The sequence below is a fragment of the Eikenella sp. genome (assembly GCF_057315495.1).
Window position 1 is genome coordinate 1 of record NZ_DBHKXY010000039.1, and the last position, 13,589, is coordinate 13,589.

Consider the following 13,589-nt stretch of genomic DNA (forward strand, 5'->3'; position numbering starts at 1 on the left):
CCTTGCAGGATAAGGCTTGCGGGAGGCTTTAGCACCTTTTTTGTTACTTATGCCGACACCTCCGATAAAAAACGCCTGCGCCGCACCTGCCATCACATTGCCAAAGAAACCGCCTCTGCTCGGGAAAACTGGCATGGTTTCCCCGCCCAAGCCGTGCTGATTGGCGACAATCAATGCGGCGACTTCCTGCTCCTATTGCCCGAATCTCCGCAACAGCTCGGCGAAGCCATCTTCCTCTGGTCGAGCGACGGCGGCGAACTGGAACAAGTAGCCAACAGCATCGACGACTTGGCCTAGTAAGCACTTGATCGTTTATATTATCTTTTCAGGTAGCCCACCTTGAGTTGCCCTTGCATCAGCAGGCTAGGCAATTCGTGCTCCATGCGAGTAAAACCAAGCCTTCTTTTGGGCATTGCAACTTTCAGGTAGCCTTTCCCGCCCAATCCGTTATAATCTTGCCCGTATCGCAGCAGGCCAGACAGTCGCCGCGCCTTTGGGCGGGGAGGAAAGTCCGGGCTGCACAGAGCAGGATGCCGGCTAACGGCCGGGCGCCGCGAGGCGACGGAAAGTGGAACAGAAAGCATAACCGCCGATGGCTGCGGCAACGCAGCACAGGTAAGGGTGAAATGGTGCGGTAAGAGCGCACCGTGCGGCTGGTAACAGTCCGTAGCAGGCTAAACCCCATCCGCAGCAAGACCAAACAGGATGCAATGACGCTGCTCGCCGAGCATTCGGGTAGGTTGCTTGAGCCGCTTGGCAACAATCGGCCTAGAGGAATGACTGTCCAACGACAGAACCCGGCTTACCGGCCGGCTGCGGTACACATTATTTCTAAGCATTTCGATAAAACGGAAGGCAGCCTTGGTTTACCCAGCTTCGGCTTACTCGAATGGTCGAATATCAAAACCGTGCCAATATAAATATAGTGGATTAAAATTAAGAATGGGACAAGGCGGCGAGCCGCAGATAGTACAAGTAGTACAGCAAGGCAAGCCAACGCAGCAGTATTCTTAATTTTAATCCACTACATCAAAACAACTACGGGCGGAAGTGCTTTCACACTTCCGCCCGCATCATTGGCAAGGGTTTAGAACTTATTGAACCTGGCTGCCTACCAGGCCGCCCAAGGCAGCACCACCCAAGGTCGAGCCGGTGTCACCGCCGATCACATTGCCGGCCACGCCGCCCACTGCGGCACCCACAGCGATATTGCGCTGTTTGGTGGTCATGCCGGTACAGGCGCTTAGGGAGGCAGTCAGCAACATAACGGTGAAAAGAGAAGTAACGGTAGATTTTCTCATGATATATACCCTTTCTGTCAGTATCAGAGAGGTATGGCGGATTTGACCGCCCTACCTGCCTGTGAGAGTATCGCATTTTTCTGTGACTGCATCAAAAGGCAGGTAAATGTCTGTTTACTCCGTTGCACACATCATTCACTTATTCTGTGCCATTACCTTCGTGGGCGGGGTGCTATTTGAGTCGCTGGTTTTGTCGGTGCTGCACACCAAAAAAGTCAGCCGTGAGGTGCGGCGCGAAGCGGAACGAGCGCTTTCCGCACGGGCGGTGAAGGTTATGCCCTGGGTAGTCGGGCTGCTATTTCTTTCCGGTCTGGTAATGATGCACCGCTACCTGCAAATCCTACACAACCCGTTTGCCAACTCTTTCTTTATCCAGCTCTCCATCAAGCTGCTGCTGGCTTTCAGCATCCTCTGCCACTTTCTGGCCGCCGTTACCCGTATGCGCCGCCACACCATGACCGTGGCCTTCTCCAAATACATCCATCGCGCCGTGCTAGTGCAGATGCTGCTGATTGTGTTTTTGGCTAAGGCAATGTTTTACATCGCGTGGTAACACAGGCTACCTGAAAGTATCGGCCACAATCTAAAATGAAAATAACGTTTCTGTACTGTTACGCCAAAACATAAGCCTCAGATCAGTTTAAAGCCACAATCCAACCTTATCCTTCGTTCCAATCCTGCATTGTTGCGCGATTCTCACAGCCCGCCCGTCACCCTGCGCATCGGGTGCAAACAGATTTGCCAAACCGCCGAATATAGTTTAGAATCGCGCCGTTTTTCAGTTATTTATACGAGATAAATGAGAAATGGCCCCGAGGCCATTTTTTTGTTTTCCAACTAGGGAATCATGGATATTCAAGCCGTTTTAGAAAAAACCCTGCCCGGCCTGGGCTATGAATTGGTGGATTTCGAGCTCACCGCACAAGGCGATTTGCGCGTGTTTATCGATAAGCCCGAAGGCATTACCGTGGAAGACTGCGCCACCGTCAGCAACCATTTGAGCCGCCTCTTCATGGTGGAAGATGTGGACTACAAACGGCTGGAAATTTCCAGCCCCGGCCTCGACCGCCCACTAAAAAAAGCGGCTGACTTCATCCGTTTTTCAGGTAGCCTCGTCAAGCTGAAAACCCGTTTGCCGGTGGAGGGTCAGAAAAACTTCATCGGCCGCATCGAAAACTTTGAAACCGATGTGCTGACTATCGCCTTCGATGGCAAAACTGCTGCCATCGAATTATCCAATATCGACCGGGCGCGCCTGAAGCCCGAATTCTAATTTGCCTATTTATCAATTAATGGAGAGTTCATTCCCATGAGCCGTGAAATGTTGCAACTGGCCGAAGCCCTGGCCAGCGAAAAAAACGTTGAATCCGAAGTGGTATTCGAAGCATTGGAGTTCGCCCTGTCGGTGGCCGCCAAGAAAAAGGCCGACCGCGAACACATGGACGTACGCGTGAGCATCGACCGCAACACCGGTGAATATCACACCTTCCGCCGCTGGTTAATCGTGGCGGATGAAGACTACACCTATCCCGACACGCAAAAAACCATCGAGGAAATCCAAGAAGAATTCCCCGACTCCCCGCTGCAAATCGGCGAGTATTACGAAGAAGAGCTGGAAAATGTGGCCTTCGGTCGCCAAGCCGCACAAACTGCCAAGCAAATCATTTTGCAGCGCATTCGCGATGCCGAGCGCGAGCAGATTCTGCAAGAATTCCTCGCCCGCCGCGAAGACGTGGTAATGGGCACGGTCAAACGTGTTGAGCGCCACGGCATCATTGTGGAAGTCGGCCGTTTGGACGCACTGATTCCGCGCGACCAGTGCATCCCGCGCGAAAACTTCCGTAGCGGCGACCGAATCCGCGCCCTCTTCCTGCGCGTGGACGAACAAGGCAACAGCGGCCGCAAACAAGTTATCCTCAGCCGCACCTCACGCGAATTTTTGGTGAAACTGTTTGAACAAGAAGTGCCGGAAATCGAAGACGGTCTGCTGGAAATCAAAGAAGCCGCCCGTGATCCCGGCCAACGCGCCAAAATTGCCGTTAAATCCAATGATGCACGTATTGATCCGCAAGGCACCTGCATCGGCGTGCGCGGCTCGCGCGTGAATGCCGTATCCAACGAATTGGCCGGCGAACGAGTGGACGTGGTGCTATGGTCGCCCGAAACTGCCCAGTTTGTGATTAATGCACTCTCCCCCGCTGAAGTCAGCCGTATTCTGATTGATGAAGACAACCATTCAGTAGACGTTATCGTGGCCGAAGACCAGCTCGCGCCCGCCATCGGCCGCGGCGGCCAAAACGTACGCCTCGCCGCCGACCTTACCGGCTGGCAGCTCAACATCATGACCGTACAGGAAGCCGAAGAGCGTCACGAAGCCGAAGATGCGCAAATCCGCAGCCTGTTCATGCAACACCTGAACGTGGACGAACAAACCGCCGACCTGTTGATTGAAGAAGGCTTCGCCGCTTTGGAAGAAGTGGCTTATGTGCCTGCTGCCGAACTGGTGGAAATCGGCTTCGACGAGGCCACCGTGGAAACCCTGCGCAACCGCGCTCGCGACGCCATCCTTACTCTGGCCATCATGTCGGAAGAAAAACTGGACGAAGTGGAAGAAGAGCTGAAAACCCTCAACGGCATCGACCAAGACATGCTGCGCGATTTGGCACAAGCCGGTATCACCACCCGTGACAGCCTGGCCGAGCTTTCCACCGACGAATTGATCGAAATAACCGGCGTAAGCGAAGAAGAAGCCAAAACCGTTATTTTGGCTGCCCGCGAACATTGGTTTGCCGAAACACAGGAATAAGGAGGCCGGAAACTTATGAGTAATACCGTACAACAATTTGCCGCCGAACTGAAAAAATCCGTGCCCACGCTCTTGGAGCAGCTCAAAGCCGCCGGCGTGGAAAAAAGCAGCGGTGCCGACAGCATCAGTCCGGCAGACAAACAAGCCCTGCTGGCACACCTGCGCAAACAGAACGATAGTGGCACCGTATCTATCAGCGTGAGCCGTACCCGTACCGAACGCAGCACTGTGGCCGGCGTACAGGTGGAAACCCGCCGCCGCCGCCGCGTGGCCGTGCCGCCAATTGAAGCAGTTGCCGAGAGCAAACCTGCTGCCGAAGCTGCACCAGTACAACCGGCTGCTGCTCCTGTTGCTGAGAAAGCACCTGTAGCTGCGCCTGCCGTAGAAGCACAGAATGTTCAGGTAGCCTCAGAAGCCGCCGAGGCAACAGTGGTTGAAGCACCTGCCACCGAACCCACTGACTCCAAAGCCGATGCCACACCAGTAGCTACTGAAACAGCCACACCGGATGAAGCACCGGCAGCAGAAGCCAAACCCAAACGCAGCCGCAAACCGAAAAAAGAAAAGGCCCCTGAGCCAACACCGCAGCCGGTGGAAGTGGTTAGCGCCGCCGAACAGGCCATGCGTGACGAAGAAGCCCGCCGCGCCGAGGCTCTGCGTGCCCACCAGCAAGCCCTGTTGAAAGAAAAACAGGAGCGCCAGGCCCGCCGCGAAGCAGCCAAACTGCAGGCGCAGCAGGAAGCCAAGCTGGCCAAAGAGCAGCAGTCTGCCCCGCGCAGCGCCGCACCGAGCGAAAAAGCCCCCCTTTCCTCCTACAATGCCGCTCCCGGCGGCAGCCGCCCGAAAAAAGGCGATCGCCACCAGCAACGCGACGACGACATACCGCGCGGCCGTTCCGCCAAAGGCAAAGGCAAAGAACGCAGCAATCGTGGCGATGAGGAGCGCGTACGTGGTGGCAAAAAAGGCAAGAAACAGCTCAAACTGGAGCCGAACCAACATGCCTTCCAAGCCCCAACTGAGCCGGTGGTGCACGAAGTGCTCGTGCCCGAAACCATCACCGTGGCCGATTTGGCACACAAAATGGCGGTTAAGGGTGTAGAAGTGGTGAAAGCCCTGATGAAGATGGGCATGATGGTGACCATCAACCAATCGCTCGACCAGGAAACCGCATTGATTGTGGTGGAGGAAATGGGCCACATCGGCAAACCCGCTGCTGCGGACGACCCGGAAGCCTTCTTGGACGACACCGAAACCGCGGTTCAAGCCGAGGCTCTGCCGCGCCCGCCGGTGGTAACCGTAATGGGCCACGTGGACCACGGTAAAACTTCGCTGCTCGACTACATCCGCCGCGCCAAAGTGGTGCAAGGCGAAGCCGGCGGCATTACCCAGCACATCGGTGCCTACCATGTGCAGACTCCGCGCGGCGTTATCACCTTTCTCGACACCCCGGGCCACGAAGCCTTTACCGCGATGCGTGCACGCGGTGCCCAGGCCACTGATATCGTGATTTTGGTGGTGGCCGCCGACGACGGCGTGATGCCGCAAACCATCGAAGCCATTGCCCATGCCAAAGCGGCCGGCGTGCCGATGGTGGTGGCCGTGAACAAAATCGATAAGGAAGCCGCCAATCCCGAGCGTATCCGCCAAGAGCTGACCGCACATGAAGTGATCCCCGATGTTTGGGGCGGTAATGTGCAGTTTATCGATGTTTCCGCCAAACAAGGTATCAATATCGATGCGCTTTTGGAAGCCGTGCTGCTGGAAGCCGAAGTGCTCGAACTGAAAGCGCCGGTAGACGCGCCCGCCAAAGGCATCATCGTGGAAGCCCGCCTTGATAAAGGCCGCGGTGCGGTAGCTACCCTGCTGGTGCAGAGCGGCACGCTGAAAAAAGGCGATATGCTCCTGGCTGGCACTGCCTTCGGTAAAGTCCGCGCCATGGTGGACGAAAACGGCAGACAAGTACAGGAAGCCGGCCCCTCCATTCCGGTGGAAATCCTCGGCCTTTCCGACGTGCCCAATGCTGGCGAAGACGCCATGGTGTTGGCCGACGAGAAAAAAGCCCGCGAAATCGCCCTATTCCGTCAAGGCAAATACCGCGACGTGCGGTTGGCCAAACAGCAGGCTGCCAAACTGGAAAACCTGTTTGCCAACGCCGGCGATGGCCAGGCAGCGCAAAATCTGGCCGTTATCATCAAAGCCGACGTGCAGGGTTCATATGAAGCGCTTGCAGGTAGCCTCAAAAAGCTGTCAAACGACGAGGTGAAAGTGGAAGTACTGCACAGCGGCGTAGGCGGCATTACCGAAAGCGATGTCAACCTGGCCATTGCATCCGGCGCCTTCATTATCGGCTTCAACGTGCGTGCCGACGGTTCCGCACGCAAGCTGGCCGAAAACGAAGACATCGAAATCCGCTACTACAACATCATCTACGACGCCATCGACGATGTGAAAGCAGCCATGAGCGGCATGCTTGCTCCCGAACAGAAAGAGCAGCAGACCGGCACAGTGGAAATCCGTCAGGTCATCAATATTTCCAAAGTGGGCAATATTGCCGGCTGTATGGTTACCGACGGCCTCATCAAACGCGACAGCCGCGTACGCCTCATCCGCGACCATGTGGTGATCCACACCGGCGAGCTCGAATCGCTCAAACGCTTCAAAGACGATGTGAAAGAAGTGCGTATGGGCTTCGAATGCGGCCTGATGCTGAAGAACTACAACGATATCCAAGAAGGCGACATGCTGGAAGCCTTCGATATTGTGGAAGTAGCCCGTACCCTGTAAACAGGCATCAAGCGACACAAGAGGCTGCCAGAATCCTTTCAGGTAGCCTCTTGTTATATCTCAAGCACGACCAGGCGGCATTGCGAGTATTGTGGCGCCGTGCAATGTTGGGCAAATCAGCAAACGCAACCAAGCTCCATCTTTCGGTTATGGTTTCTAGCAGCTTGGCTATATATGTAAAGAAATAAATGCCTCAGCCTATACCCAGCCGACGATGGTTGTCGTATCATATCGCCTGTTAACACCGTGTTTGCCCACCATACCAACCGCTGCCCTGATGAGTACGCGAAAATGAACGACAAACAAACCTACACCTTTGAAACTTTTACCCTAGTCCGCGAAATACGCCAACGTGAAAACGGCGATCCGATCATCGTGGCCACCCTTGTCATGCCCGACAACTTCGTGCTCACCGGGCGGCTGCCCCTACGCCCTGTTGATCGCGAAAACGACCTCAACGTTATCCGGTTTTTGGAAAAGTCCTTCGACCTGAAGCCCTATTTCAAAACCCGCACCTTTGAAGAACAGCTGGGCGAATTCGACCAACTGCGCATCCAACACCGCAAGAAACAATACGATTCGCTGATGGATGCCCTGCTCGACCGCACCAGCGAACTGAAATAACCCCTTATCGAGAAAGACCATATGGCCAAAATCCACCGCGGCTATGCCCGCCAAGACCGCGTGCGCGAACAAATCATGCGCGAGCTGGCCGAGCTCGTCCGCACCGGCCTCAAAGACCCGCGCGCCGGCTTCATCACCATCAACGAAGTCGAGCTTACCCGCGACTACAGCCACGCCACCGTGTATTACACCGTGCTCGACGATGCCACGCGCGAGATTACCGCCGAAGCACTGGAACACGCCAAAGGCCATCTGCGCAGCGAGCTCTCCCGCCGCATCAAGCTGTTTAAAACGCCCGAGCTGCACTTCAAATACGACCAATCGCTCGAACGCGGCATGAGCATCTCCCAATTAATCGAGCAGGTTGCCGCCGAAGAGCCGGTACAAGATTAGGCTACCTGAAAAATATGCCCTGTTGATTAAACAGGGCTTTTCTTCATACCGTCATAGTAAAAATATTTTCAGGTAGCCTCATTCACACCACGCCACACCACAACTCAAATAATCCACACCATGAATCCCTACTTACAAAACGTCTTCTCCCAACTCAACAGCCTGATTCTCGGTAAAGAAACCGTTCTCCAACACCTGATGGCCTGCATCCTGGCCGACGGCCACGTTTTACTCGAAGACGTGCCCGGCGTGGGCAAAACCACCCTCGCCCACGGCTTAGCCGCCGTACTCGGTCTCGGCTACCGCCGCGTCCAGTTCACCAACGACATGCTGCCCGCCGATCTCCTGGGCATCAACGTCTTCCAACCTGCCGACGGCCAATTCAAATTTCATCCCGGCCCCATTTTCCACCACTTCCTGCTGGCCGACGAAATCAACCGCGCCTCGCCCAAAATGCAGTCTGCCCTTTTGGAAGCCATGGAAGAAAAACAAGTCTCTGTAGACGGTAAAACCTACCGCCTGCCCAAACCCTTCTTCGTGATCGCCACCCAAAACCCCATCGAACAGCTCGGCACCTTCCCCCTGCCCGAATCCCAGCTCGACCGCTTCATGATGCGCCTCTCACTGGGCTATCCCTCCGCCGAAGCCGAACGCCGGCTCTACACCCAAGGCGACCGCCGCCAACTGCTGCCCGCGCTCAAAGCCGTGTGCAACGCCGAAATCCTGATCCAATGGCAGGCACAGGCCGCCCAAGTAAAATGCTCGCAGCAGGCTGCCGATTATGTTTACCGGCTGGTGCAATCCACCCGCCAGCCCGGCCTGTTCGTTACCGGCCTCAGCCCGCGCGCCGGCCTTGCCGTGGTTAAAGCTGCCAAGGCCTGGGCCTTCCTGGCCGGCCGCGATTATGTGCTGCCGGAAGACATCAAAGCCGTATGGATAGCCGTGGCCAGACACCGCCTGCAAACCTTGCAACCCCAATCCATCACCCAGCTGCTGGAACAAATGCTGCTTCAGGTAGCCGTATCGTGAGCACCAACCAATACAGCCCGCGCCTGCGCGACCTGCGCCTGCGCCCCACCCGACTCGGCATCAGCCTGGCCGCTATGATTGCCCTGTTGTGGCTCGTCGGGCTCAACTATCAGGTAAACCTCGCCTATATCGTCGCCTTCTGGCTCGCCGGCTTCCTGTTTGTCGGCACCCTGCTCAACTGCCTCCAACTGCTCGGCCTGCGCCTCGACCTCACCCTGCCAGAAGAGCTCTTCCAAGGGCAGCCTGCCGATATCCGGCTATTTCCTGCCCCTTCCGTCAAAGCCCGCCACCGCCAGCTGTGGTTTGCCCCAGAGAGCCGCCGCAACACCGAGCCCGAATACCGCGCCGCCCTCTTCACCGCTAAGCAGCCCCAACCCTTCATCTGGCCCGTGCTGCCCGCAAGGCGCGGCCGCCTCATCCTGCCCCCGCTGCGCTGCGCCAGCGTGTGGCCGTTTGCCGTGAGCAGCGTCGAATGCGTCTGGCACTGGCCAGACAACGGCCTCGCCTACCCCGCCCCCGAGCCGCACACCGCCCCGCCCGGCAGCACCCCGGCCGAAGAAGGCGAGCCGCGCCTCAAACTCGGCGGCAACGAAGACCTCGCCTTCCTGCAAGACCACCAACCCGGCACCTCCCTGCAACATATCGCCTGGAAAAGCTACGCCAAAAGCGGCCGCCTGCTCGACAAACACTTCGAAGAACCCGCCTTCCACGCCGCCGACCACATCATCAGCTACGCCGACTACCCCGCCGGCACCAGCGCCGACCGCCTCGCCGGCCTCCTGTGCTACCGCGTGCTCGAAGCCCACGGCCGCGGCCAGCGCTACACCTTAATCCTGCCCGGCCAAACCATCCCCCCGCAAAACGGCCAACGCGAAAAATGCCTGGCCGCGCTAGCAGTAATGTGAGTAGTTATATGTATTAGGGAAATGCTGCATTTAAGCTGAACAGCTGCAAGGCTTACCAGCTGGCAGAATGGGCCCAATGTACACTTGTTTGGACAGGATTAATGAAAAGGCTACCTGAAATTTTCAGGTAGCCTTTGGCTTCGATAAGGTTAGATTGAAACAACCTGCTACGGTTGTGGTCGGTTAAGCACCTGCAAAAGCACCAATAAATTCATGTGGACTGAGGAAGATGGCGGAATAGTTCCGAAGTAGGGTAAGTAAGACTAAAATCAGTCAGTTAATTGATTTTAAACTGTTCTGTGTATTTCTGAGGATATCTGGAGACAAAAAAGAACCGCTATAAAGCGGTTTGTGGTGCCCGAGACCGGAATCGAACCGGTACGCTCGTATTAAGGAGCGACGGATTTTAAGTTCTAGCTGTATTTGTTTTAAATCATTTGATTAAAGCGTTTTTAATTCTACATTAACCACAAAACAACACGGAAAACATAGCTGATTTATAAAGAAAATATGGAGGCATGTAGAACAGAAAAAAGCAGCTAAAAATCGACCGCGTAATTAAGCCTAAATTTGATTATATTTGAATAGATATGCGTAAATTTTAAGCACAAAAAAATCTATCAAAAGCAAGATGGCTCTAGGTTTTGCCTATATTGGCTGGTTGCATAAAAATTACTCATTTTTTAAACGCCGGGCAGGCGGGAGGGGAGCGCGCGGGCTCGCCGAGCAGGTTGGGAAAAAATAAAAAAATCAGCTCCGATTTTTCGGAGCCGATTTTGCTGGAAGAGCAGGGAGTATCAGGCAGCCTGTGGCTCTATTTCGTAGGGTGCAAACTTAAACACCTCAAGCCCAAGCCGCTCGTTGATGTCGATAAACGTTTGCTGCAGCGGTGTCACTTCATTGCGGGCGAACACCTTGGCCGCTGTCATCGCATCACCAAGCCCACCGGTTGCCTTGGGCACGATACCCATTAGAGACGGCGGCACACGGTGGATAGCCAGCATATCTTCAGCGCTCACAGATTTAATGTTTAAAAACTCATCCTTGGCCGCGATCTCTGCAATCGGAATTAATTTGATGCCATCAGGATTGCCGCCAGGCGCACGCAGCACCACGTTTTTAAAGTTACCGGTGCCCTTAGAGTTACGGAGCTGCTGCTTAACATTATCCCAGCCATCTTCATCGATCTTGGTGTCTGTGGCATACAGAATAAATCCAGCATGTGAACCGTTTTTATAGTAGCGCACCCTGAACCGAGTCGCGCTCTCGTTAAGGTCGATGGAGTTGAGAGCCGCCAAATAATACGGCATCCCATAAACCTCCTGCTTCAGATTAGGCTGCATGATATGCACGATTTGATTGCCACTGATTTTTTCGTAGTCGACGCCAAAGTCATCATTGCGCAAATAGACAAAATCTTTAAGATTAGACGCACGGCGCATGTACAGAGCCAGCCGGCTTTGCATACCGATCACCTCGCCGAAGCGGTTGCGTTGCATTTCCAGGTAGCCATTGCCCAGCACCAAGTAATTAAACGCCAGCTTTTCAAACTCCGCCCGCGATAAATACCTTGTCGGCTCAAACGTTACTTTGAGGATATTGATTTTGGCCTGAATTGCCGAAGCATGATGCACCCCTTTTTCTAATAGACGCACCACATCAAGCCAGCTCACCGGCGTTTCATAATAAACCCCGTTATTCAGGCAGCCTAAAAAATCAAACAGCCCATGCTCACCGGGTAAATCCTCAAAGCTGAATACTTCCATATCAATATTGCTCATTGTTTTGCTCCATTAGAAAATTTCCACTTCGCCGCCACCGGTCGCAAGCGACCCGTCCAGCGGCTCCTGATAAAACACCTGCAACGCTGCCCATGCCACATCTGAATGGCTTAACTCATTCGAGCGGCCGCTGGCATAAGTAACCTGCTTGCCGCTGGCCGTTGCCACTGTGCGAATGCTCAAAAATGCCGCAGTAATATCCTTGTGATCCAGTTCCCACTCAACGCGGCGGTCGCGCAAGAGTGAGTGCATTTTATTAACCATCAAATACTTTTCCTGCAGCGAGTATTGCACCCCAACCACCGGCGGGAAAAAGCTTTGCACCAGTTGCAGCACCGCCGCCCCCAGCCCCGTCTTATCTACAACGATTTTTTGCACGTTGTAGCGCTCGGTCGTCTTTTTGATAAACGCAGCCTGTTCCTCAAAATTATTGCCGCGCAGCATGTGGTGCTCGATGATGCGGAATTTGTCGCCGGCAAAGCGTGGCGCTAACACCACTACCAACGCCGCCGCATCTCCCGAGTCGGTCGGGTCGTAGCCAATCCACACCGGCAGCATGCCTACCGGCCGCGCCGCAAACGGCTTATAAAAATCACGCCACTCTTCCCACGAATCCACTGCGCATTTCTGCAACAGCTCGAAACTAAACACATTGCTGCCGTCCTCGGTAAATTCGCACATGAAAAGCTGACGGAACTCTTCAGGTGAGTTTTCCAGCAATAGTTGGTTTCGGTCGAACAGGTCGCAGCCGCTGGCAATGGCATCATCCAAGGTTACAATCTGACGATACTGCCCATCCTCGCAGGCGCGCCCAGCCGCCAGTGCCGCATGTGATACGTCCAGCTTGATGTGCTCGGCCTCTGGCCGCCCACGGTTGAAATGCTCGCCAGACCAAAACGGATAAGCAGGGTGTGAGGTCGAAGACGGCGTAGAAAAATAAGTAATGCGGAACCGTTTTTGCGAAGCCATCGGCTTTGCCACCCGGGATAACTCGTCAAAATCCGGAATCCAAAAATACTCATCCACATACAAATCGCCGGTATACGATTGCGCGGTGCGGCTGTTGGTGCCCAAGAAATGCAGTTTGGCCCCATTATTGCCTAGGCGGATGGTGTCGCCTTTGAGTTCCACGCCGACCATCTCCGACAAGTCCATCATGTATTGCTTAAATTGGAACGCCTGCCGCCGCGAAGCCGACAGGAATACCTTGTTTTTACCCATCGTCAGCGCATTAACCAATGCCTCGCGCGCAAAATAAAAGGTCGCCCCGATTTGGCGGCTTTTGAGCAGGTTGCGGAAACGCGCCTTGTTATCCCACCAAGCGCGCTGATAGCCGAACTGCTGCTCCAAAAAGATTTGTTGCGCTTGTGTAATTTGTTCGGCGGTAAAAAAATTCGGCTCCGGCTTGCGGTTGCTCGGCACCCGCTCCCGTGTTTCGCGCGGCGGCTTCGGCGGGTTGTCGATAGTCGGTATTGGGTGCCCGTGATCCACCACCATGCGCAGCCCTTTGCCTTTCTTCGGCGGCTCATCCGCCAGTTTCGGCGCATCAGGCAACACCTCGCCCAGTTCGGCTACTTCCGGCGCAGCATCTTTGCGCGGCTGTCCGCCCATCAATCCAAACAACTGCTTAATCTCTTTGTAATCCGCATCTGATTTTTTCGGCCGACTAATCAGCTGGTGTAGCCGCATTTCCGCGCTGGCCGCCACCCGCTGGATTGGCGTGCCGCCGTCCCAGTTATCGCGGTTTTTCCAACTGTAAACGGCGGGCGGCTTGAGCCCGAGCAGGCGGGCAATATCAGAAATGCGCCAGCCCTGCCAATACAGCAGCCGCGCCTGAATGCGCGGGTCGAGGTTGCTGGCAATCGCAGCGGTTGGCGGCGGCGTAATGTGTTTTCGGCTCATTTTTTGCAGTCGGTAAATAAATAAAGCCAACAATCGCCCGTTTTGCGACTGCTGGCATCATCCC

At 55.0% G+C, this 13,589-nt stretch carries 12 protein-coding genes and 1 other RNA gene; 10 read left to right on the plus strand and 3 right to left on the minus strand.

What is annotated here, in order from left to right; translation table 11 throughout:
* Both ACO6EE_RS06990 and rnpB read left to right on the plus strand, forming a co-directional pair.
* Nucleotides 1-297: SMI1/KNR4 family protein (locus ACO6EE_RS06990; protein WP_485960204.1), on the plus strand; the 297-nt coding region annotated here is incomplete at its 5' end.
* Nucleotides 298-466: 169 nt separating this feature from the next.
* Nucleotides 467-821, plus strand: an RNA gene (gene rnpB, locus ACO6EE_RS06995) — RNase P RNA component class A.
* A 273-nt stretch (nt 822-1,094) separates the two neighbouring features.
* Here rnpB and ACO6EE_RS07000 read toward each other — a convergent pair.
* On the minus strand, nt 1,095-1,301 hold the full coding sequence (locus ACO6EE_RS07000) for a glycine zipper 2TM domain-containing protein (RefSeq protein WP_485960206.1): 207 nt from the start codon (nt 1,299-1,301) through the stop codon (nt 1,095-1,097).
* A gap of 106 nt (nt 1,302-1,407) precedes the next feature.
* Between ACO6EE_RS07000 and ACO6EE_RS07005 the strand changes: the two genes are divergently transcribed.
* The 8 genes from ACO6EE_RS07005 (at nt 1,408) to ACO6EE_RS07040 (ending at nt 9,842) form a co-directional block, all read left to right on the plus strand.
* Nucleotides 1,408-1,854 (plus strand): CopD family copper resistance protein, encoded by a 447-nt coding sequence (locus ACO6EE_RS07005; RefSeq protein WP_485960208.1) that lies wholly within the window; start codon nt 1,408-1,410, stop codon nt 1,852-1,854.
* 294 nt (nt 1,855-2,148) lie between these two features.
* On the plus strand, nt 2,149-2,574 hold the full coding sequence (rimP, locus tag ACO6EE_RS07010) for a ribosome maturation factor RimP (RefSeq protein WP_485960210.1): 426 nt from the start codon (nt 2,149-2,151) through the stop codon (nt 2,572-2,574).
* A gap of 36 nt (nt 2,575-2,610) precedes the next feature.
* Nucleotides 2,611-4,107, plus strand: a complete 1,497-nt coding sequence (nusA, locus tag ACO6EE_RS07015; RefSeq protein WP_485960212.1) for a transcription termination factor NusA — start codon at nt 2,611-2,613, stop codon at nt 4,105-4,107.
* Nucleotides 4,108-4,122: 15 nt separating this feature from the next.
* Entirely contained in the window at nt 4,123-6,891 is a 2,769-nt protein-coding gene (gene infB, locus ACO6EE_RS07020) for a translation initiation factor IF-2 (RefSeq protein ID WP_485960214.1), read from the plus strand.
* Between the two features lie 291 nt (nt 6,892-7,182).
* Nucleotides 7,183-7,515 carry a hypothetical protein gene (locus tag ACO6EE_RS07025; protein WP_485960216.1) on the plus strand — a complete coding sequence of 111 codons (333 nt, stop codon included), beginning with the start codon at nt 7,183-7,185 and terminating at the stop codon, nt 7,513-7,515.
* Between the two features lie 21 nt (nt 7,516-7,536).
* Nucleotides 7,537-7,908, plus strand: coding sequence for a 30S ribosome-binding factor RbfA (rbfA, locus tag ACO6EE_RS07030; RefSeq protein WP_049258553.1), 372 nt, complete (start codon nt 7,537-7,539; stop codon nt 7,906-7,908).
* A 120-nt stretch (nt 7,909-8,028) separates the two neighbouring features.
* Nucleotides 8,029-8,937 carry an AAA family ATPase gene (locus tag ACO6EE_RS07035; RefSeq protein WP_485960218.1) on the plus strand — a complete coding sequence of 303 codons (909 nt, stop codon included), beginning with the start codon at nt 8,029-8,031 and terminating at the stop codon, nt 8,935-8,937.
* Nucleotides 8,934-9,842, plus strand: a complete 909-nt coding sequence (locus ACO6EE_RS07040) for a DUF58 domain-containing protein (protein ID WP_485960220.1) — start codon at nt 8,934-8,936, stop codon at nt 9,840-9,842. Before ACO6EE_RS07035 ends, ACO6EE_RS07040 begins: the two co-directional genes overlap by 4 nt.
* A gap of 797 nt (nt 9,843-10,639) precedes the next feature.
* Here ACO6EE_RS07040 and ACO6EE_RS07045 read toward each other — a convergent pair.
* Together ACO6EE_RS07045 and ACO6EE_RS07050 are read right to left on the minus strand one after the other, a co-directional pair.
* Entirely contained in the window at nt 10,640-11,623 is a 984-nt protein-coding gene (locus tag ACO6EE_RS07045; RefSeq protein ID WP_485960222.1) for a phage portal protein, read from the minus strand.
* 12 nt (nt 11,624-11,635) lie between these two features.
* The gene (locus ACO6EE_RS07050) at nt 11,636-13,525 is read right to left on the minus strand and encodes a terminase large subunit domain-containing protein (RefSeq protein ID WP_485960224.1); all 1,890 of its coding nucleotides are present in this window, start codon (nt 13,523-13,525) and stop codon (nt 11,636-11,638) included.
* Nucleotides 13,526-13,589 lie beyond the last annotated feature (64 nt).

Bases quoted from the DNA above. Each gene is read 5' to 3' on its own strand.
- ACO6EE_RS07000 (WP_485960206.1), bottom strand. From the start codon at position 1,301: ATGAGAAAATCTACCGTTACTTCTCTTTTCACCGTTATGTTGCTGACT.
- nusA (WP_485960212.1), top strand. From the start codon at position 2,611: ATGAGCCGTGAAATGTTGCAACTGGCCGAAGCCCTGGCCAGCGAAAAA.
- rimP (WP_485960210.1), top strand. From the start codon at position 2,149: ATGGATATTCAAGCCGTTTTAGAAAAAACCCTGCCCGGCCTGGGCTAT.
- infB (WP_485960214.1), top strand. From the start codon at position 4,123: ATGAGTAATACCGTACAACAATTTGCCGCCGAACTGAAAAAATCCGTG.
- ACO6EE_RS07025 (WP_485960216.1), top strand. From the start codon at position 7,183: ATGAACGACAAACAAACCTACACCTTTGAAACTTTTACCCTAGTCCGC.
- rbfA (WP_049258553.1), top strand. From the start codon at position 7,537: ATGGCCAAAATCCACCGCGGCTATGCCCGCCAAGACCGCGTGCGCGAA.
- ACO6EE_RS07050 (WP_485960224.1), bottom strand. From the start codon at position 13,525: ATGAGCCGAAAACACATTACGCCGCCGCCAACCGCTGCGATTGCCAGC.
- ACO6EE_RS07005 (WP_485960208.1), top strand. From the start codon at position 1,408: ATGTCTGTTTACTCCGTTGCACACATCATTCACTTATTCTGTGCCATT.
- ACO6EE_RS07035 (WP_485960218.1), top strand. From the start codon at position 8,029: ATGAATCCCTACTTACAAAACGTCTTCTCCCAACTCAACAGCCTGATT.
- ACO6EE_RS07045 (WP_485960222.1), bottom strand. From the start codon at position 11,623: ATGAGCAATATTGATATGGAAGTATTCAGCTTTGAGGATTTACCCGGT.